The 21667-nt window shown below is 69.5% G+C and carries 15 protein-coding genes and 1 pseudogene; 15 read left to right on the forward strand and 1 reads right to left on the reverse strand.

Annotated elements, in window-relative coordinates:
• Positions 1-1128: pseudogene (locus tag V5F61_RS17180) on the reverse strand (ribonuclease E/G); the annotation flags it as partial.
• A gap of 796 nt (positions 1129-1924) precedes the next feature.
• On the opposite strand from V5F61_RS17180, the gene V5F61_RS17185 reads away from it, so the two are divergent.
• From V5F61_RS17185 to V5F61_RS17255, 15 genes are all read left to right on the forward strand, one after another.
• Complete coding sequence (locus V5F61_RS17185; RefSeq protein ID WP_393989210.1) at positions 1925-3286, forward strand: N-acetylmuramoyl-L-alanine amidase; 1362 nt, start codon at positions 1925-1927, stop codon at positions 3284-3286.
• A 370-nt stretch (positions 3287-3656) separates the two neighbouring features.
• A complete protein-coding gene (locus V5F61_RS17190; RefSeq protein WP_393989211.1) occupies positions 3657-6068 on the forward strand; it encodes a penicillin-binding protein 1A in 2412 nt (803 codons plus the stop codon).
• Positions 6069-6306: 238 nt separating this feature from the next.
• Positions 6307-6876 (forward strand): PAS domain S-box protein, encoded by a 570-nt coding sequence (locus tag V5F61_RS17195; protein ID WP_393989212.1) that lies wholly within the window; start codon positions 6307-6309, stop codon positions 6874-6876.
• 80 nt (positions 6877-6956) lie between these two features.
• The gene (locus tag V5F61_RS17200; RefSeq protein ID WP_393989213.1) at positions 6957-8879 is read left to right on the forward strand and encodes a putative bifunctional diguanylate cyclase/phosphodiesterase; all 1923 of its coding nucleotides are present in this window, start codon (positions 6957-6959) and stop codon (positions 8877-8879) included.
• 141 nt (positions 8880-9020) lie between these two features.
• Positions 9021-10151, forward strand: coding sequence for a peptide chain release factor 2 (prfB, locus tag V5F61_RS17205; protein ID WP_393989214.1), 1131 nt, complete (start codon positions 9021-9023; stop codon positions 10149-10151).
• Between the two features lie 183 nt (positions 10152-10334).
• On the forward strand, positions 10335-11255 hold the full coding sequence (locus tag V5F61_RS17210) for a helix-turn-helix domain-containing protein (RefSeq protein WP_393989215.1): 921 nt from the start codon (positions 10335-10337) through the stop codon (positions 11253-11255).
• A gap of 469 nt (positions 11256-11724) precedes the next feature.
• Positions 11725-12315: a hydrolase gene (locus V5F61_RS17215; protein WP_393989302.1), complete on the forward strand. Its 591-nt coding sequence runs from the start codon at positions 11725-11727 to the stop codon at positions 12313-12315.
• A 182-nt stretch (positions 12316-12497) separates the two neighbouring features.
• On the forward strand, positions 12498-13334 hold the full coding sequence (locus V5F61_RS17220) for an alpha/beta fold hydrolase (protein ID WP_393989303.1): 837 nt from the start codon (positions 12498-12500) through the stop codon (positions 13332-13334).
• Positions 13335-13387: 53 nt separating this feature from the next.
• Positions 13388-13696 carry a XapX domain-containing protein gene (locus V5F61_RS17225; protein ID WP_393989216.1) on the forward strand — a complete coding sequence of 103 codons (309 nt, stop codon included), beginning with the start codon at positions 13388-13390 and terminating at the stop codon, positions 13694-13696.
• Positions 13697-13812: 116 nt separating this feature from the next.
• Positions 13813-15669, forward strand: coding sequence for an amidohydrolase (locus V5F61_RS17230; RefSeq protein ID WP_393989217.1), 1857 nt, complete (start codon positions 13813-13815; stop codon positions 15667-15669).
• A gap of 8 nt (positions 15670-15677) precedes the next feature.
• Positions 15678-16118, forward strand: coding sequence for a DoxX family membrane protein (locus tag V5F61_RS17235; protein ID WP_393989218.1), 441 nt, complete (start codon positions 15678-15680; stop codon positions 16116-16118).
• Between the two features lie 29 nt (positions 16119-16147).
• Complete coding sequence (locus V5F61_RS17240; protein WP_393989219.1) at positions 16148-17776, forward strand: MFS transporter; 1629 nt, start codon at positions 16148-16150, stop codon at positions 17774-17776.
• 483 nt (positions 17777-18259) lie between these two features.
• Positions 18260-19681, forward strand: coding sequence for a glutamate decarboxylase (locus V5F61_RS17245; RefSeq protein WP_393989220.1), 1422 nt, complete (start codon positions 18260-18262; stop codon positions 19679-19681).
• Positions 19682-19874: 193 nt separating this feature from the next.
• Positions 19875-21080, forward strand: a complete 1206-nt coding sequence (locus tag V5F61_RS17250) for a linear amide C-N hydrolase (protein WP_393989221.1) — start codon at positions 19875-19877, stop codon at positions 21078-21080.
• 14 nt (positions 21081-21094) lie between these two features.
• Entirely contained in the window at positions 21095-21559 is a 465-nt protein-coding gene (locus V5F61_RS17255) for a YbaK/EbsC family protein (RefSeq protein ID WP_393989222.1), read from the forward strand.
• The last annotated feature ends 108 nt before the right edge of the window (positions 21560-21667 follow it).

The following is a 21667-nucleotide window of genomic DNA, read 5'->3' on the forward strand; positions in this document are numbered from 1 at the left end:
CATCAGCACCGAATAGCGGCCGGCGAGAGAGAGGTAGGTGGTCAGCGCCGCGCCCTTGTTGCCGCGCTCTTCCTTCACCACCTGCACCAGCATCACCTGGCGACGGCGGATGACCTCCTGGATCTTGTAGGTGCGGGCGCGCCGCTGGGGCGCGCGCTCGGGCACCTCCTCAAGCGCGTCCTCGTCGGACCCGAGGTGCTCGATTTCCTCTTCTTCGTCGATCTGGTCGACGTCGCCGTCGTCCTCATCTTCCTCGTCGTCATCCTTGTCGTCGTCGGAGCGACGGGCCTCGACGGGGGCGTCCTCGTCCTCCGGCAGGATGGGGGCGGGCTGCACCTCGCCCTCCTCCGCCTCGTGGCGGCGCTCGGCCTCGTCGGCGTGCGCCTGCTCGGCGGGAGCCGGCAGTGACGTGCCGAGGGCGGATTCGGCGACGGCCTCCTCGCGCTCCTCTTCCTGCTCCGCAGCCTCCGCGTTGGCGAGCAGGGACGTCACGGTATCCACATGCCGGGGCGCTTCCGCCTCGGGGCCGGATTCCGTGGAAGATTCGGCAAGAGCCTCAGCAGGCGCAGCGGCGGGCGAGCCCTCGGCGGCCTCCACTTCGTCGGTGCTTCCGGCGGCGGCAGCGGAGGCATCCGAGGACACAGCCTCATCGGCCGGCACGGCGGCGACCACAGGCGCATCTGCCGCAGCTTCGCCTTCCGGTGCCAGCACCGCGGCGGCATCCGCCTCCTCGGCCGGCGCGGCATCCTCGCTCACGCTGGCGTCGGCGCGGGAGCGCTTGGAGCGGCCGCGCTCGCGGCGCTTCTCGCGCAGGTCCGCCTCATCCTCGGCGAGGCGGGCGGCGCGCTCCTCCTCCTCGATCAGCGCGAGGCGATCAGCCACCGGGATCTGGTAGTAATCGGGGTGGATCTCGCTGAAGGCCAGGAAGCCGTGGCGGTTGCCGCCATACTCCACAAACGCCGCCTGGAGGGAGGGCTCCACGCGCGTGACCTTCGCCAGATAGATGTTGCCCCGCAACTGCTTGCGGGAGGCGGACTCATAGTCGAACTCTTCGACCCGGTTCCCGCGCACGACCACGACCCGGGTCTCCTCCGGGTGGGTCGCATCGATGAGCATCTTGTTGGCCATGGAATTCTCTCTTCACGGCGCCGGAGCCAAAGCCCCGCCGCAGGCGTCGTGGGGTGTCGCAGGACCCCGCAGGAACGCCGCTGGAACGCCGGATGTGATGACGAAAAGAGGCAGAGGCTCGGTCGCGCCGGGGCGTGTCATTCACACCCGCGGCGTCGGGGCACACTCTGGCGCGGCGAACGCGCCGGTCGTGCGGATAAAGGTCCATGCCCTCGGCTACCCGGTCCTCGATGAAAGGTCCAACCGGCCCCGGCGCCTAGGCTCCGGTCCGGCTACGGCACACGCCCGCCCGATTCCCCAGATCGTTCCTCGAAGGCATCTTTCGGGAGGGCTGCCGGAACCACCGCGCCATATGCCGCCGAAATCCCTCCCCGGCGCTCCGCGCCCGGGGAGAACGACCTGCGACGAACGGCACCGCGCCGAAGATGAAGCGCGCGCCGCAAGGACCACGCAGACTTCCAAACCGGCGGAGCACCCGCGGCAGCCGCGGCAGCCGGAGGCCGAAGGGCCTGGTCCGGAACGCGAACTGTGTACCGGCCTTTTGTAGACGCCCTGATCGATGCTTGGCAAGGTTTATGCGTGTGCAGGCATTCGGCCTTCGCACCGCGCCCCCGCGCGGCGGCTTGCCGACACACCATTTTCATACCGTCGTGAATGCGACGTCGCAGCCGTCCACCGGGCGCGGGCGAGGTGTCAACCGAAGGTTAACGGACCTGCCCCTATCCCTGAACGGACTGCGGAGCGGCGCCCCCTGAAAAGGCGGGCATCGCCCGGTCGCCGGCACGACGGGATGCGCATGGTCCAAGCCTTTTGGCACATCACAGCTTTTCGACCTGCCGCGCCGGGCGCCGGCGGCCGATCGATTCGTCGTCTGCTGCTGCCCCTGCTCCTTGCCGGGGCGGTTCTGGGCCCGCCCGCCCGCGCCGCCGGGCCGGACGCCGTGACATCCGACGCAGGGATGGACGCCACCGGGAGCATCGGCCGGCCGGCCGAGGCGCCACGCCCCCCGGTGCTTGCGCGCGACGCCCGCATCGCCGGGGACGAGGGACGCACCCGCCTCGTGCTCGATCTCGACCGGCCAGTGGAAATCCGCACCTTCACCCTCGCCGACCCGTACCGGGTGGTGGTGGACCTGGACGACGTGGTGTTCGCCATGGCGCCGGCCCCCGAGCAGCTCCAGCGCGGCATCGTCACCGCCTGCCGTTACGGAGTGCTGGCCCCCGGCAAAGCGCGCATGGTGCTGGATGCCGGCGGCCCGGTGGCCATCGAAAAGGCATTCATCCTCGATGCCGCGGACGACCAGCCCGCGCGGCTGGTGGTGGACCTCGTGCCCACCGATGCCGCCACCTTCGCCCGTACCCTCGCCAGCGCCGCCCGCACCCCGGCCGCTGCGCCCGCGCCGGTGGCCGCGCCCGCCGCCGGAGACACCCGGCCGGTGATCGTCATCGACCCCGGCCACGGCGGCATCGATTCCGGCACCACCGGCTACAGCGCCTATGCCGAGAAGAACATCGTGCTCGAAACCGGCCGTGCCCTGCGCGACAAGCTGGAGAAGACCGGGACCTACCGGGTGGTGATGACCCGCGACGCGGATGTCTTCATCCCCCTCGGCGAGCGGGTGCGCATCGCCCGCGCCCACCAGGCCTCCCTCTTCATCTCCCTGCACGCCGATGCCCTCGCGCGCAACGACGGGAAAGCCCGCGGCGCCAGCGTCTACACCCTCTCGGAGACCGCGAGCGACGCCGACGCCGCCCGCCTCGCCGAGCAGGAGAACAAGGCCGACCTCATCGCCGGCGTGAACCTGAGCGACGAATCCGACGCGGTGGCGGGGATCCTCGTGGATCTCGCCCAGCGGGAAACCCGCTCCTTCTCCGCTCATTTCGCCCGCGAGCTGGTGCACAGCCTGAAGGGCGTCGCGCGCACCCACCGCGGGGCGCTGAAATCCGCCGGCTTCCGCGTGCTGCGCGCCCATGACGTGCCCTCCGTGCTGGTGGAACTCGGCTACATGTCCAGCAAGGAAGACCTGAAGCTGCTCACCTCCGACGCCTGGCGCGACCAGGTGAGCGACGCCATGGCCGCCGCCATCGGCGACTTCTTCGCCGCGACGCGCGCCGCCGGCCAGACCGCCCGCGCCGAGCCCGGCAAGGCCGCCGACTGACGGCGCACCAGACGGCGCACCTACCCGCCACGATTCGCCCCGCTATGAACCGCCGTGCGCCCACGCGCCTTGCGCGATAAGGCCGCGGCGGTTGTGTGCGGCCGCCCTTCCCCTGCCGCCGTCGCGAAGCGGCCATGTTTGCCGGCCATAGGGCACGGATGCCCGCCGCGCGGCGGCAGCCGCCGGTGCCCGGCTTCGCGCTGTTGTGATGGCCGCGCGGCGTCGGTTCGCCGTGCGCTGCGGCATCTGCCGCTTCGCAGCGGAGGATAATCGCGGTAAGGCGATGTCTCCGCGGTTCCGGCGCGGCGGACGAAACCGGGCAGCATGCCCCTGCGGCATGCGCGGCAATCATGTGGAGGGGCCCTGCGAGATGAGTCTGTTGCTGCGGTTTCTGGGCTTCCTGTTCGCGCTGTTCTCCCTCGTCCTGCTGGTGGGGGCGGCTGGCGCGACCTATCTCGTATGGAAGTATTCCAAGGACCTGCCGGACTACACGCAGCTCCAGAACTACGAGCCGCCGGTGATGACCCGCGTGCACGCGGCGGACGGATCGCTGGTGGCCGAATACGCCAAGGAGCGGCGGCTCTACACGCCCATCCAGTCGGTGCCGAAGCTGGTCATCGAGGCGTTCCTCTCCGCCGAGGACAAGAATTTCTACGAGCACGGCGGCGTCGACCCCACGGGCATCTTCCGCGCCGCGTCCTTCTTCCTGCAGAACTACGGCAAGAACGTCCGGCCCCAGGGCGCCTCCACCATCACCCAGCAGGTGGCGAAGAACTTCCTCCTCACCAACGAGGTCTCCGTCGACCGCAAGATCAAGGAGGCGCTCCTGGCGCTGCGCATCGAGCGCGCCTATTCCAAGGACCGCATCCTCGAGCTCTACCTCAACGAGATCTACCTAGGCATGGGCGCCTACGGCATCGCCGCGGCTGCACTGGTCTATTTCGACAAGTCGGTGGAAGAGCTGAACGTGCAGGAGGTGGCCTACCTCGCCGCCCTGCCGAAGGCGCCCTCCACCTACAATCCCTTCCGCGAGCGCGCCCGCGCCACCGACCGCCGCAACTGGGTGATCGACCGCATGGTGGAGAACGGCTTCGTCTCCCCCGAGGACGGCGACGCCGCCAAGAAGGCGCCGCTGGAAGTGACCCCGCGCCCCTCCGGCGCCCAGATCTTCGCCGCCGAATATTACGCGGAGGAAGTGCGCCGCCAGATCTTCGAGCGCTACGGAGAGGGCAAGCTCTATGCCGGCGGCCTCTCGGTGCGCACCCCGCTCGACCCCAAGCTGCAGGTGCTCGCCAAGAAGACGCTCTCCGACGGCCTCGTGCGGTTCGACGAGCAGCGCGGCTGGCGCAAGCCCGTCACCCATATCGACATCACCGGCGCCGACTGGGGCGTGAAGCTCGGCGAGGTGAAGGAGTTCACCGATATCCCCTGGCGCCTCGCCGTGGTGCTGGACGTGAGCAAGGATTCCGCCCGCATCGGCCTGCAGCCGCCGCGCACCAAGTCCGGCGCGCGCTCCACCGAGCGCGAGGTGGGCCTCATCACCGCCGACGGCGCCAAGTGGACCCGCCGGCCCATCTCCAGCTTCCTGAAGACCGGCGACGTGGTCTATGTGGAGCCCATCGCCGACCGCCAGGGCCAGTACCGCCTGCACCAGATTCCCGCCGTGGAAGGCGCCATGGTGGTGATGGAGCCCACCACCGGCCGCGTGCTCGCCCTCTCCGGCGGCTTCTCCTATGACGAAAGCCAGTTCAACCGCGCCACCCAGGCCATGCGGCAGCCCGGCTCCTCCTTCAAGCCCATCGTCTATTCGGCGGCGCTCGACAACGGCTACACCCCCTCCTCCATCGTGGTGGACGCCCCCTTCGAGCTGGAGCAGGCCGGCCAGGCCACGTGGCGGCCGGAGAACTATTCCGGCAAGTTCTACGGACCGCAGACCCTGCGCTTCGGCCTTGAGCAGTCGCGCAACGTGATGACCGTGCGCCTCGCCAACGACATCGGCATGCCGATCATCTCCGAATACGCCAAGCGCTTCGGCATCTACGACAACATGCCGCCCATGCTCTCCATGGCGCTCGGCGCCGGCGAGACCACGCTGATGCGCATGGTGGGCGCCTACGCCATGATCGCCAATGGCGGGCGCAAGGTGACGCCGTCCCTCATTGACCGCATCCAGGACCGCTACGGCCACACCATCTACCGCCACGACGAGCGCGAGTGCCGCGACTGCGACGCCGACCAGTGGGCGAACCAGCCGGAGCCCACCCTCATCGACCGCCGCCCCCAGGTGCTCGACCCCATGACCGCCTACCAGATCACCTCCATGATGGAGGGTGTGATCCAGCACGGCACGGGCACGGCACTGAAGGAGCTGGGCAAGCCCATCGCCGGCAAGACCGGCACCACGAACGAAGAAAAGGACGCGTGGTTCATCGGCTTCACGCCGGAGATGGTGGTGGGCGTCTATCTCGGCTACGACCGGCCCAAGCCCATGGGCAAGGGCTCCACCGGTGGCCTCATCTCCGCGCCCGTGGTGCGGGACTTCATGAAGGTGGCGCTGGCGGAGAGGCCCGCGATTCCCTTCAAGGTGCCCGCCGGCATCAAGCTGGTGCGCATCGACCGCAAGAGCGGGCAGCGGACCGGCTCGGGAGACGGCAACGCCATCCTGGAGGGCTTCAAGCCCGGCACCGCCCCGCCCGACAGCTATTACTCGGCCGACTATTCGAGCAGCTCGCCCAGCGGCGTACCCGCCGACGGCAGTTCCGGAACCGGCGGCCTCTACTGAGGCCGCCGCGGCACGGCGGAGAGGTTTTCCTCTGCGTTCTGAGATTCCGTCAACATATTGCGCCCATTCACAGAATGCGCGGCTGGCTACCGCGCACGGTAGAATAATGTCGCGACGAAGCTTTGGATAAGCTTGACGGTATCCGCGCGTCCCTCAAAATGGGGCTCCACGCCTGCGGGCCAGGACGGCGCACGCGCCGCCGGGATCGCAACGGGGAACCGCAGGGGGGCGGGACATCATGGAAGACGAGGTGGCCCAGGATCTCAACCAACTGGCTTTGAGCCGGTGCCTGGATGCCGTCGTCTTCATTGATGACAAGAACGAGGTCATCTTCTTCAACGACGCCGCCGAACGGCTCTGGAAAATGCCGCGGGCGGAGGCTCTGGGGAAGAATGTTTCGAGCCTGGTGCCCATGCAGTGGCGTGGCCAGCACGACAGCTTCATTGAGACCCAGCGCAAAACCGGCGTGGAGCGGATCGTCGGCACCACACGGGAAGTGCCTGTGGAACGGGCAGACGGCACGCATGCCTGGGGCCAGCTCGCCCTCTCGCGCGCCGACATGGACGGCAAGGTCTTCTACACCGCGTTCGTCCGCGAGATCACCGACGACGTGCGCCGCCGCGAGCAGATGCGGATACTCTCTCTGGTTGCGGAAACGACCGGACGGGCTGTCATGGTCATGAGCGGACACTGCGAAGCCGTCTACATCAACCAAGCCTTCTCGGAAATGTTCGGTTACACGCCCGCGGAGCTACTGGGAAATCGCCTTTTTCCCTGCTTTCGAACGATGATACCTCAAATGGGTTAACGGATCGTCTCATTGATCGCCTAAAACAGTTGCCGGGCTTCACGGAAGAGGTACTATTCTGGGACAGCTCAGGAAAGGGCGTGTGGGTGTCTGCGACCTTCAATCGTGTGATCGATAGCGTGACGGGCGACATCACCAACATCGTCGCCGTGCTCGCCGACATCACGCAAATCAAGCAGATAGAGGAACTGCAGCGTGACGTGCTCGCGTCCGTGGTTTCCGACGAGCCGCTCGGCAGCGTCGCCGAGCTGATCTGCCGCAAGGTGGAAGCCATCGCGCCCGGCGTCATCACCTCCATCATCGCCGTGAGCGATGAAGGCCTGCTCCAGCCGATCGCCGGGCCCAGCCTCCCGCAGAATTTCAGCGCCGCCCTGGAAGGCGTGGCCATCGGTCCCAAGGTCGGCACCTGCGGCACCGCCGCCTTCCTCGGCGAGCCTGTGCTGGTGGATGACATCGCCACCAGCCCGCTATGGGAAGATTTCCGCTGGCTGCCGCTGCCGCCGAACCTCGTCGCCTGCTGGTCGGTGCCGGTGAAGCTGCGCTCCGGCAAGGTGGCCGGCACATTCGCCTTCTATTTCGCCGACCGCCGCGGGCCCACCGCCTGGCATGAGCAGATCGTCAATGCGTGCATCCACCTGTGCGCGCTCGCTCTGGAGCGGCAGGAATCCAAGCGCCACATCGCGCGCCTCGCCTCCATGGACTCGCTCACCGGCCTGCCCAACCGCAGCGAGATCCTGCATCTCATGAGCGACGAGCTGCTGCGTGCAGACGGCCTCAAGCTGCCGCTGGCGCTCCTGTTCCTCGATTTCGACCACTTCAAGGACGTCAACGACACCCTTGGCCACACCACCGGCGACCGCCTGCTGGTGGAAATGTCCCGCCGCCTCAAGGCGCAGCTGCGCACCGGCGACATCGTGGGGCGCATCGGCGGCGACGAGTTCGTCATTCTCATCCACAATTGCCGCGGCGACGAGGCGGCGCGCATCTCCGCCCGCCTGCTCGAATATCTCGCCGCGCCGGTGAACATCGAGGGGCTCAACCTCTCCATGTCGGTGAGCATCGGCATCACCCTGTTCCCGGAGCACGGGCGCGACGCCGAGACCCTGCTGAAGCACGCCGACACCGCCATGTACGAGGCCAAACGGGAGGGGCGCGGCAAGTTTCGCTTCTTCACCGAGGACCTCAACCAGCGCGTGCAGAACCGCCTCGTGCTCTCGGTGGCCCTGCGCAAGGCCATCCAGAACAAGGCGCTCAAGCAGTATTACCAACCCCAGGTGTGCATATCCGACGGCACGCTCCATGGCGTGGAAGCCCTCAGCCGTTGGCATGATCCCGTGCACGGAGACGTACCCGCACCACGCTTCATCGCCCTTGCCGAGGAATACGGCCTTGTCGACGGCATCGACGAATGGGGCGTGGAGACCGCTTGCGCGCAGATCGCCAAATGGCGCGCGGAGGGGCTGCCGGTTCCTCACATCTCGGTGAACCTTTCTCCCCTCAGCTTCCGCAGCGGCACCATCGTGGATGTGATTTCCGGCTGCATGCGCCAGCACAATGTCGAGCCCTCGGACCTGCGGGTGGAAATCACCGAGCGCGTGATGATGGACCAGCACCCGAACTCCCTCGCCACCGCCCGCGCCATTGAGGGGCTCGGCGTGCACATCGCCATGGACGATTTCGGAACCGGCTATTCGAGCCTGTCGTCCCTGGCCCGCCTGCCCATCGCCGAGCTGAAGATCGATCGCTCTTTCATGATGAGCCTGGAGCAGGACCAGAACTCCCAGGCCCTGGCCACCGCCGTCATCCGCATCGGCCAGAGCCTCGGCATGTCGGTCGTGGCGGAGGGCGTGGAGACAGAGGCGCAGATGGCGCTGCTGCGCGACCTGAAGTGCCACGCGGCCCAGGGCTACCTGTTCGCCCGGCCGCTCTCCACCGAGGATTTCGAGGCCTGGTTCGCCGCCCGGCTCCATCAGCACATCCGCCCCGCCGCCGGCCACGCCTGATCCTGCGCGGCGGCGCCCGCGCCCGCACGCCACCGGCTCCGCTTTCCAGGGCGGGGCCCGGCGATGCTTTCCCGCCTGCGCCGTTTACACCCGCGCCCGCCGCCGCTATTTTCCGCGGCCCCACCCGGAGACCATGAAGCCATGCGCGCGGAACTCGCCGCGAAAGTCGACGAGATCAATCAATCCCTGGACCTGCTGCGGTCCCACCTGGACGTGGACCGCTCTCGCCGACGCCTGGCCGAGCTGAACGCCATGGTGGAGGACCCCACTTTGTGGGACGAGCCGGACCGGGCCCAGAAGATCATGCAGGAGCGCACGACGCTGGAGGACGGGCTCGGCGCCGTCGACCGCGTCGCCCGCGATCTCGCCGACAATATCGAACTGATCGAGCTCGGCGAGGCCGAGAGCGACGAGAGCGTCGTGACCGAGGCTGCCGCCGCCCTCGACGGGCTGAAGGTGGAGCTGGCCCGGCGCGAGCTCGACTCCCTGCTCTCCGGCGAGGCCGATTCGAACGACAGCTACCTGGAGGTCCACGCCGGCGCCGGCGGCACCGACAGCCAGGACTGGGCGGAGATGCTGCTGCGCATGTACACCCGCTGGGCGGAACGGCACGGCTTCAAGGTGGAGCTGGTGGACGAGTCCGCGGGCGAGCAGGCAGGCCTGAAGTCCGCCACCATCCAGGTGAAGGGCCACAACGCCTACGGCTGGCTGAAGACCGAGGCGGGCGTGCACCGGCTGGTGCGCATCTCGCCGTTCGATTCCAACGCCCGCCGCCAGACCTCCTTCTCCTCGGTGGACGTCTACCCCGTGATCGACGACCGCATCGTGGTGGAGATCAACGAGGCGGACGTGCGGGTGGACACCATGCGCTCCGGCGGCGCCGGCGGCCAGCACGTGAACAAGACCGAATCCGCCGTGCGCCTCACCCATATTCCCACCGGCATCGCGGTGGTGAGCCAGGGCGACCGCTCCCAGCACAAGAACCGCGCCACTGCGTGGAACATGCTGCGCGCCAAGCTGTACGAGATGGAGCTGAAGAAGCGCGAGGCGGAAGCCGCCGCCGAGCAGGCCGCCAAGACCGACATCGGCTGGGGCCATCAGATCCGCTCCTACGTGCTCCAGCCCTACCAGCTGGTGAAGGACCTGCGCACCGGCGTCACCTCCGGCACGCCGCAGGAGGTTCTGGACGGCGACCTCGATTCCTTCATGCAGGCCGCCCTCGCCCAGCGCGCCTATGGCGGCGGACCCGACAGCGTCGACGACGTGGACTGATACCCCCGCGTGGAGGCACCGCCTCCGCGCGTCCGTTTCCGGCCTGCTCCCGCCGCGGGCGCATTGACATTTCAAGGCCATGGCCCAAGCTGCGCGGCCTCGAACCGGCGCTGCGGGACAACCGCGCCCGCAGCGGGCGCAGAACCGCCCCATCGGCCGGAGACACGGTGGGGGCCACCATTGATGTCCGCAACGAACGCCGCAGCCGGCCGTCGGCCCGCGTCTCCTCTCGCTAAGAAGCCCCGCGACAGCCTGGGCTGCGCGCTCGATACGCTCGGCTGCCAGCAGGAGCTGGCCGGTCCCGGCTTCATCGCCTACCGCCGCACCATGGCCGCCGGCGAGACACGGCGCGTGGAGACGCCGCCGAGCGGGCGCGGTCTGCTGCTGGGCGTGGCGCTCTCGCCGGGACACCGGCGGCGCATCATCGCCGGCAAGCGCGCCACCCTCAGCAGCTTCGATACCGGAGGTTGCTACCTCCGACCGTTCTCCGATCCCTACCGCGCGGACATGGAGAGCGGTTTCGACTTCTGCCTCATCGAGATTTCCCCAAGCGCGCTGGAGCGCACCCTGACCGAGCTCCAGCTTCCGGTGACCGACGGGCTCTATTGCGCGCCGGGCCAGAATGACCCGGTCCTGGCGCACCTTGCCCAGGCGCTGCTGCCGGCGCTGGCGGCGCCCGATTCGGCCGCGCCCGTGTTCGTGGACCACGTGATCCTCGCCATGCAGAGCCATGTGGCCCGGCGCTACCATGGCGGCACCGCGCGTGACAGCCGGGCGCGCGGCCTCTCCCACGGGGAGCTGGCGCGGGCGAAGGAGATGCTCGCGGCCGGGCTCGACGGCCAGATCCTGGTCGGCGACATCGCGGACGCCTGCGGCGTCTCCCGCAGCGCCTTCATCCGCGGCTTTCGGGCGGCCACCGGCGTCACGCCCTATCACTGGCTGCTGCGGCACCGGGTGGCGCGGGCGCGCGACCTGCTGGTGCAGTCCTCCCTGCCCATCGCCGACGTGGCCGTCGCCTGCGGCTTCTCCGACCAGAGCCACATGACGCGGGTATTCACGAAGCTCACGGGGGTCACGCCCGGCGCGTGGCGGCGGCGCCAGTAGCCCACAACCGGAGTGCTTTCGTTCAAGAATCCCCCCTTTCGTGCAAGACGCCCGACGGGCGCGGCGCGATAGTCCCGGCGCGACACAAGGACCGCCGGTAGTCACAGCCATGACCGTCCCCTTGGAATCCCGCGCGCCCGCCCCCGCCGGCCGCGGAAACCAATCCACGTGCCTTCCCGGAACCAATGCCCGCTTTGCCGCGTTACGGCGGCGGCGCGGGCCTGCCGTTCCACACGGGGGATAGGCGGCGGCCATCTGAGTTCCACGGCCCGTCCGGGCATTTTCGGACCCGGCCCGTTCCGGCCTGCGCGCAGGCTGGAGCGGGAACGAGGAGGCGTGTCCCGGCCCCGGCCGGGGGACCCGTCATGTGTCGCGAGCTGACCCGTCCATCAACAGGAGAAGTGCCTTGCCCCACGCCGTTGCCGCTCCCGGCGCCCTGCTGCTGTCGCCCAAGGACCACACCCTCGTCATGATCGACTTCCAGTCGCAGATGTCGTTCGCGACCAAGTCCATCGACGCTGTGAATCTGCGCAACAACGCCGCCCTCGTCGCCCATGCGGCGGCCGGCTTCGGCGTCTCCACCATCCTCACCACGGTGGCGGAGAAGAGCTTCTCCGGCCCCATGTTCTCCGAGATCACCGAGGCCCTGCCCGGTGAGAAGCTGCTCGACCGCACCTCCATGAACACCTGGGAGGATGCGGCGGTGATCGCCCGCGTGAACGAGATCGGCAAGGGCCGCATCGTGCTCAGCGGCCTGTGGACCAGCGTCTGCATCGTCGGCCCCGCCCTGTCCGCCATCGACCAGGGCTTCGAAGTCTATGTCATCGCGGATGCCTGCGGCGATGTCTCCGAGGAGGCGCACGAGCGCGCCATGGAGCGCATGGTGCAGGCCGGTGCCCGACCCATGACCGCGCTTCAGTACCTGCTGGAGCTCCAGCGCGACTGGGCCCGCACCGAGACCTACGACTTCACCACCGGCGTGGCGAAGAAGTTCGGCGGCGCCTACGGCCTCGGCGTCATCTACGCCAAGACCATGTTCGGCGCGTCCGAGGGCCACTGAGCATGGCGCCGGCCGTGCTTCCCCCGGCCGCCGCGCCCGGCGCCACCCGCAGGAGCGTGCTCGGCCTCGGCGCCGGCGCGGCCCTCGCGGCGGCGCTGGGCCTGCCGGCGGCAGCCCGGGCCGCCGACGCGCCCACGGGCGCGCCCTCCCCTTCCCCAGTCACAGCCAAGGGAAACTCCCCCATGCCCTTCGTCACCACCAAGGACGGCGTCGATATCTTCTACAAGGACTGGGGCCCGAAGGATGCCCAGCCCATCGTGTTTCACCACGGCTGGCCGCTCTCGGCCGACGACTGGGACGCCCAGATGCTGTTCTTCCTCCAGAACGGCTATCGCGTGGTCGCCCACGACCGGCGCGGCCACGGCCGCTCCACCCAGGTCTCCGACGGCCATGACATGGACCACTATGCCGCCGACGCCTTCGCGGTGGTGGAGGCGCTGGACCTTCGGAACGCCGTGCATATCGGCCACTCCACCGGCGGCGGCGAGGTGGCGCGCTACGTGGCGCAGCATGGCCAGCCCTCGGGCCGGGTGGCCAAGGCGGTGCTGGTTTCCGCCGTGCCGCCGCTGATGGTGAAGACCGCCGCCAACCCCGGCGGCCTGCCCATCGAGGTGTTCGACGGCTTCCGCGCGGCGCTGGCCGCCAACCGGGCGCAGTTCTTCCTCGACGTGCCCGCCGGCCCCTTCTACGGCTTCAACCGGCCGGGCGCGAAGGCCAGCCAGGGCGTCATCGAGAATTGGTGGCGCCAGGGCATGATGGGCGGCGCCAAGGCCCATTACGACGGCATCAAGGCCTTCTCCGAGACCGACCAGACCGCCGACCTGAAGGCCATCACCGTGCCCACCCTGGTGCTGCACGGCGAAGACGACCAGATCGTGCCCATCGACGATGCCGCCCGGCTCTCCATCAAGCTGCTGAAGAACGGCACGCTGAAGACCTACCCCGGCTTCTCCCACGGCATGCTGACGGTGAACGCCGAGGTCATCAACCCCGACCTCCTGGCCTTCGTGAAGGCCTGATCCCCCCGCGGCGCCGGCCCCACCGGCGCCGCCCATCGCACAGCGTGGACGGCATGAAGCTCTATCTCGCCTCGCTCGGGGCCGGCATCCTCGTGGGCATCGTCTACAGCCTCATCAACGTGCGCTCGCCGGCGCCGCCGGTGGTGGCGCTGGTTGGGCTCCTCGGCATTCTCGTGGGCGAGCAGGTGGTGCCGGTGGCGCGCCACCTGCTGCAGGGCGACAGCCTGCGCGCCGCCATCGGCCTCGCCGACTGCGCGGACCACGTGCTCGGCCAGCTTCCCGGCCGCCAGGCGGATGCCGCGCTCCAGCAGGAGGCAACGCCCACGGACCCGCCCGGCGAGGACCGCAGGCACAGCTCCTGAGGGCCCGCCCGCCGGCACGGCCGGCGGCGATCCATCGCGGAAGACGGACGGCCCGGCGTTTCAGGGGACGCGGGGCACCGCCGCCACCCCACTCACACGCGCGAAGGCACGAAGGCATGACCGCAACCGCCGATCTCGTCCTCCTCAACGGCCGGGTGACCACCCTGGACCGTTCCAATCCGCAGGCCGAGGCCGTGGCGGTGAAGGACGGCCGCATCCTCCTCGCCGGCACGGCTGCAGAGGCCATGGCCCTCGCCGGCCCGGACACGCGCACCATCGATGCCGGCGGGCGGCGGGTCATCCCCGGCCTCATCGACAGCCACATGCACATCATCCGCGGCGGGCTGAACTACAACATGGAGCTGCGCTGGGACGGCGTGCGCTCGCTGGCCACCGCCATGGAGATGCTGAAGAAGCAGGTGGCCATCACGCCGCCGCCGCAATGGGTGCGCGTGGTCGGCGGCTTCACCGAGCACCAGTTCGCGGAGAAGCGCCTGCCCACCCTGGAGGAGATCAACGCGATCGCCCCGGACACGCCGGTGTTCATCCTCCACCTCTACGACCGGGCGCTGCTCAACGCGGCCGCCCTGCGGGTGGTGGGCTACACCAGGGACACGCCCAACCCGCCCGGCGGCGAGATCGTGCACGACGCGGCCGGCAACCCCACGGGCCTGCTCATCGCCGCGCCCAACGCCACCATTCTCTATGCCACCCTGGCCAAGGGCCCGAAGCTGCCGCCCGAATACCAGAAGAATTCCACCCGCCACTTCATGCGCGAGGTGAACCGCCTGGGCGTCACCTCCGTCATCGACGCCGGCGGCGGCTTCCAGAACTATCCGGAAGACTACGCCATCATCGAGGAGCTGCACCGCGAGGGGCAGCTTACCGTGCGCATCGCCTACAACCTCTTCACCCAGAAGCCCAAGGGCGAGCTGGCCGATTTCTCGGGCTGGGCGAAGCAGGTGACCCCCGGCGCGGGCGACGACCTCTACCGCCACAACGGCGCCGGCGAGATGCTGGTCTATTCCGCCGCCGACTTCGAGGATTTCCAGCAGGCACGCCCCGACATGCCGCCGAACATGGAGGGCGACCTCGAGCCCGTGGTGCGGCTGCTGGCGGAGAACCGCTGGCCCTTCCGCCTCCACGCCACCTATGACGAGACCATCTCGCGCGCCCTCGACGTGTTCGAGAAGGTGAACGCGGACGTGCCGCTCGCCGGGCTCAACTGGTTCTTCGACCACGCGGAGACAATCACCCCGCGCAACATCGAGCGGGTGGCGGCGCTGGGCGGGGGCATCGCCGTGCAGCACCGCATGGCCTACCAGGGCGAATACTTCGTGGAGCGCTACGGCGCGCGCGCCGCCGAGCATTCTCCGCCCATCCGCCGCATGCTGGATGCCGGCCTGAAGGTGGGCGCCGGCACCGATGCCACCCGCGTCGCCTCCTACAATCCCTGGGTCTCCCTCTCCTGGCTGGTGACGGGGCGCACGCTCGGCGGGCTCTCGCTCTATCCCCCGTCCAACCAGCTCAGCCGCGAGGATGCGCTGCGGCTGTGGACCGAGGCCAACACCTGGTTCTCCAGCGAGACCGGTAAGAAGGGGCAGATCAAGGCCGGCCAGCTCGCCGACCTGGTGGTGCTCTCCGAGGATTACTTCTCCGTGCCGGAGAACGAGATCCAGGACATCACCGCCGTGCTCACCCTGCTTGGCGGCACACCGGTGCACGGGGCGGACGAGTTCAAGCCACTCGCCCCGGCCCTGCCGCCGGCCATGCCGGACTGGTCGCCGGTGCGCACCTTCGGCGGCTACCAGCCGCGCCCGGCGGCGGAGCGGCGCGCCTTTTCCGCCTGCGGCTGCGCCAATGCCTGCACGGTGCACGGCCATGCCCATGCCCAAGCGTGGGGTTCACGCCTGCCGGTGGCGGACGCGCGCTCCTTCTTCGGAGCGCTCGGCTGCGCCTGCTGGGCGGTGTGAGGCAGGCCGTGGCGGCGCCGCGCACTTCCCTCCCCGAGCGGCTGGCGCGGCGGCTTATCACCCCCGCGCCGGTGCGGGCGCTCGCCCTCCTCGCCCTCACCGGCGCCTATCTCCAAGGCGGCATCGCGAAGGTGCTCGATTTCCCCGGCGCGGTGGCGGAGATGACCCACTTCGGGCTCGCTCCGGCCGCGCCCATGGCGCTCGCCGTCATCGCCCTGGAGCTTGGCGCCTCCGCGCTCGTGCTCTCGGGGTTCTGGCGCTGGGCGGGCGCGCTGGCGCTCGCGGCCTTCACCCTCGCCGCCGCCCTGCTCGCCAACCGTTTCTGGACCCTGGCGGGGGCCGAGCGCATGCTCGCCGCCAACGCCTTCTTCGAGCACCTGGGCCTCGCGGGGGCCTTCGTGCTCGTCGCGTGGCACGACCTCACCCACCCCCGGACGACCCGCCCCTGAATGTCCCACCCCAAGAACGAGGCGCGCGCGTGAGCGATCAGCCGGCAGCCACCCCCTCCCTCACCCCATCCGGCGCCTTCGCGCCTCTGCGGCGCCGCGTGTTCGCGGTGCTGTGGGCGGCGACCATCCTCGGCAACACCGGCTCCTTCATGCGCGACGTGGCGAGCGCCTGGCTGGTGACGGACCTTTCCGCCTCCCCGGCGGCGGTGGCGGCCATCCAGGCGGCGGCCATGCTGCCGGTGTTCCTGCTGGCCATCCCGGCCGGCGTGCTCTCGGATATACTCGACCGGCGGCGCTTCCTCATGGTCATCCAGCTCGCCCTGGGCTGCGTGAGCGCGACGCTGGTGGTGCTGTCCGCGTCCGGCCTCGTCACCGTGTGGTCGCTGATCGCCCTCACCTTCCTCGGCGGCGTGGGGGCGGCGCTGACGGCGCCCACTTGGCAGTCCATCGTGCCCGAGCTGGTGCCGCGCGCGGAGATGAAGAGCGCCGTGGCCCTCAACTCGCTGGGCATCAACATCGCCCGCGCCATCGGCCCCGCCACCGGCGGCGTGCTGCTCGCCGCCTTCGGCGCGGCGGTGACCTATGGAGCGGACGTGGCGAGCTATGTCATCGTCATCGCCACCCTGTGGTGGTGGCGCCGCGCGCCGGGCGCGGAGGACGACCTCTCCGAGCGCTTCACCGGGGCGTTCCGGGCCGGGTTGCGCTATGCGCGCTCCAGCCGGGAACTGCACGTGGTGCTGCTGCGGGCCGCCTTCTTCTTCTCCTTCGCAAGCGCGGTTTGGGCGCTGCTGCCGCTGGTCTCCCGCAACCTGCTGAAGGGCGATGCCGCCTATTACGGCCTGCTGCTGGGCTCGGTGGGCGCGGGCGCCATCCTGGGCGCGCTGCTGCTGCCGCGCCTGCGCGCACGACTCGACGCCGACGGGCTGGTGCTCGCCGCGGCTCTGGTAAGCGCCGCCGCCACCGCCAGCCTCGCCCTGGCGCCGCCCCCGGCGCTGGCGCTGGCCGTGCTGCTGGCCATGGGCGCGGCCTGGATCATCGCCCTCACCACCCTCAACGCCACCGCCCAGTCCATCCTGCCCAACTGGGTGCGCGGACGGGCGCTCGCGGTCTATCTCACGGTGTTCAACGGCACCATGGCGGGCGGCAGCCTGCTGTGGGGCGTGGTGGCGCAGCAGATCGGGCTTCCCGCCGCGCTGATCGTCGCCGGCGCAGGGCTCGCCGGCGCCGGCCTCGCGCTCCACCGCGTGGCGTTGCCGAAGGGCGAGTCGGACCTCACCCCCTCCCTCCACTGGCCCGAGCCGCTGCTGGCCGAGCCGGTGGACAACGACCGCGGCCCGGTACTCATCGAGATCGAGTATCGGGTGGCACGGGCGGAGCGCGACGCTTTCCTGTCCGCGCTCCACCACCTCTCCGCCGCGCGACGGCGTGACGGCGCCTATGCCTGGGGCGTGACGGAGGATTCCTCCGATCCGGAACTGCTGGTGGAATGGTTCATGGTGGAATCCTGGGCCGAGCACCTGCGCCAGCACCGCCGCGTCTCCCATGCCGACGCCGACGTGCAGGCGGAGGCGATCCGCTTCCACCGGGGCGAGACGCCGCCACGGGTGCGCCACCTCATCGGCGTCGATCGCCCCGGCGGAAGCCACAGCGTCGCTTGAAGAAAACGCGCCAATGCAAAATCCAGGAGCGCTTTCCGCCAGCCTGTGCGGACGGGGAGCGCTCCAGGCTTGTCTCCAAAATGGGATATGCCCATTTCCTCAATGAGATCAGGGCCATCTGCGCTTGATTTCGGGGCTGGATTGTCGCTTACTCCCGGCCATGCTTGATCCTCACCGGAGGCGCGCGGTGGCGCCGCACGGCGAAGCCCCCGCCCGGCCTGCCCTGGCGCCGCTCCCTCGCGGCACGGGTTCCCTTGAGGTATCTTCCTCCCGCCTCCTGCCCTGCTCCGCCCCAGAGCAGGCCGATGAAAACGTCACACGAAGCGTGTCTTCTGCGGCGGCCCGCACATCGCTACGGGCGAGGCGCTTGCGCAGGCTCAAGGCTCCGGGGAGGGTTCCGCGCGTCCATGCGGCGTCAGCCCCTTCGGGGCGCCACCCCTTCCCGCCGCACGCGCGGTGACCCCGCCCAGAGGAGGCCGACCCATGACAGCAGACCTCTCCAAAGCTCCCTCCAGCGCCAGCCTGCGCGCGGAGCTGCTCGACGACGTCTATTCCTCCGGCGACCTGCACGCCCAGCTTCCGAAGTTCGACTTCCCCGCCCAGGAGCACGAGGCGCGCCACGTCTTCGCCGCCGTGCGGGACGAGCTGATGCTCGACGGCAACTCGCGCCAGAACCTCGCCACCTTCTGCCAGACCTGGGTGGACCCCGAGATCCAGGACCTCATGGCCTTGTCCATCGACAAGAACATGATCGACAAGGACGAATACCCGCAGACCGCCGAGATCGAGGCGCGCTGCGTGCGCATGCTGGCGGATCTGTGGCGCTCGCCCACCCCGCGCACCACCCTCGGCTGCTCCACCGTGGGCTCCTCGGAAGCGGCCATGCTGGGCGGGCTGGCGCTCAAGTGGCGCTGGCGCAAGGCCCGCGCGGCGCAGGGCAAGCCGACCGACAAGCCCAACCTCGTCACCGGCCCGGTGCAGATCTGCTGGCACAAGTTCGCCCGCTACTTCGACGTGGAGCTGCGCGAGATCCCGCTGGAGGGCGACCGGCTCATCATGAGCCCGGAGGAAGTGCTGAAGCGGGTGGATGAGAACACCATCGGCGTGGTGCCCACCCTCGGCGTCACCTTCACCTGCCAGTACGAGCCCGTGAAGGCGGTGAACGATGCCCTCGACCAGCTCCAGAAGGACACCGGGCTCGACATTCCCATCCATGTGGACGGCGCCTCGGGCGGCTTCCTCGCCCCCTTCTGCGCACCCGATCTGCCGTGGGACTTCCGCCTGCAGCGGGTGAAGTCCATCAACTCCTCCGGCCACAAGTTCGGCCTCGCCCCGCTGGGCGTGGGCTGGGTGGTGTGGCGCGAGGCCGAGGACCTGCCCAAGGAGCTGGTGTTCGACGTGAACTACCTGGGCGGCGACATGCCCACCTTCGCGCTGAACTTCTCGCGCCCCGGCGGACAGGTGATCGCGCAATACTACAATTTCATCCGCCTGGGCCGCGAGGGCTACGCCAAGGTCCAGGATGCCTGCTACGACACCGCCGGGTTCCTCGCCCGCGAGATCGCCGCGCTCGGCCCGTTCGAGATCCTGTTCGACGGCGACCGCAAGGCCGGTATCCCCGCCCTGTGCTGGAAGCTCAAGGACGACAAGGCCGGCATCGGCGGCTACACGCTTTACGACCTCGCCGACCGGCTGCGCGCGCGCGGGTGGCAGGTGCCCGCCTATTCCATGCCGGCAAACCGGCAGGATCTCGTGATCCAGCGCATCCTGGTGCGCCACGGGGTCAGCCGTGATCTCGCCGGGCTGCTGATCGACGACATGAAGCGGGCGCTCGACTATTTCGCCAGGCATCCCGTCACCGCGCCGCTCACCTCCGACGAGGCGAGCGGCTTCAATCACAACTGATACCAAAGCGCCCTCACCTTGCCTCATGGGGCTTTGGTGGTGCCGGGGCGGTTGGGATGAGGCGAAATGCTGCGCCGGCGCGACGGTTGACGCGCGGCGGCGCGGCCGGAACACTCCTGAGTACCTCCGGAACCGGGGAAGATCACTCCGGGCGCCGCAAAATCGCGATGGTCACTTGATGACGGGAGCCAGCATGTTCACCGACCGCGCCTCCGAAAGCCATTCCTGCCCGCCGGCTCTGGCGATGGCGCTGTTCGCAGCCTTCCTCGCCCTGGCGCTGCTCACGCCCGGCTCCGGGGTCGATGCCGTGGTCGCCTGCACCGCGCTGCTCTACCGGGACAACAAGGGCGGGGTCTATGCCGGCCGCACCCTGGAGCTGCCCATGGAGCTGCCCTACCTGCTCTCCTACGTGCCCGCCGGCCACAAGGTCGCCTCCAATGTGCCCGGCCGAGCCGCGCTCGACTTCGAGACCCGCCACGCCATCCTCGGCATCACCGTGCCCAACGGCACTGTGGAGGACCTCAAGGTGGTTGAGGGCGTGAATGAGAAGGGCCTCTCCTTCAGCCTGCTCGCCTTCGCCGATGCCGACGGCCCCGCCGCCGGCTTCCAGATGACCCGCGCCGCGCTCGCTGCCATCGATCTCGGCATGTGGGCCCTCGGCCTGTTCGAGACGGCGGAGGAGGTGAAGACCGCGCTCGCCGCCCAGCCGGTGCTGCTCACTGCCCTGGCGCCGCTGCACGGCGCGCGCACGCCCTTCCACTTCATCGTGCACGATCGCACCGGCGCCTCGATCGTCATCGAGTTCGCGGACGGACGGCAGAACGTCTACGACAACCCCATCGGGGTGATGACCAACGGGCCGGACTTCCCCTGGCACCTCACCAACATGAACAACTACTCCTTCCTGACCAACCTCGACCGGTCGGAAGGCAGCTTCGGCGCGCTCAAGGTGCGCCAGCCCGATTCGGGCATCGCCACGGCCGGGCTTCCCGCTTCCAACACCGCCGTGGGGCGGTTCGTGCGCGCGGCCTACTATGCTCAGTATGCCGAGCGCGCCACGCCCGAGGCCGCGCTCTCCACCCTCGCCCACATCATGAACAATTTCGACCGACCGAAGGGCATCACCGTCGATCCGCGCAGCGCGGGCGGCCTGGAGATGGAGGGCGCCGAGCCCGACGGTGAGAGCGACTACCAGACCGAATACACCTCCTGGACATCGCTCACCGATCTCGCCGGCGGCCGCTTCCTGGTGCGCACCTATGACGGCATGAACTACGTGGGGCTCGATTTCGCCAGTCTGACGGCAGCCACCGCGGTAAAGGTGATGCCCCTCGGCGCCGCCGGCCGCGCGCCCCTGGCTGACCTCGGCGCCACGCTGCTCGCGGCCAAAGCGGGCTGAGGGCGCGCGGGCAGATGGAAGGCGTGGAGCGCGTGCGGCGCGCATTGGCGGCGGCGGGACATGAAGACACCATTCTCGCCTTCGCCGAGGGCACCCACAGCGCCGCCGATGCCGCAGCGGCAGTCGGCTGCGCCCTGGCGCAGATCGCCAAATCCATTGTCTTCCGTGCAGGGGAAGACGCGGTGCTGGTCATCGCCTCCGGCGCGAACCGCATCGACCGCAAGAAGGTGGCGGTCGCCACCGGGCTCACGGTGAAGCCGGCCGGCCCGCAATGGGTGGCCGATCGCACCGGCTTTCCCGTGGGCGGCGTCTCCCCGGTGGGCCACGCGCACCCGCCCGTGGTGCTGATCGACGCCGACCTGCTCGCGCTCGATCCCCTCTGGGCGGCAGCGGGCTCGCCTCAGCATGTCTTCCGCACCTCCGCCGCGAAGCTGCTGGAGATCACCGGCGGGCGAGTGGCGGACGTGCGCCAGGAGTAGCGCAAAAGGCCCGTGGGCTTTCCTCGCGGGCCTTTTGGTAACGTGTACCTTGAACTCAAGGCGGTGCAGCGCCTGAGCGAAGCCTGCCTGACACCGGCGGGAAACCGG

The sequence above is a fragment of the Xanthobacter sediminis genome (assembly GCF_043195015.1).
In the GTDB taxonomy this organism is placed as follows: Bacteria; Pseudomonadota; Alphaproteobacteria; order Rhizobiales; family Xanthobacteraceae; genus Xanthobacter.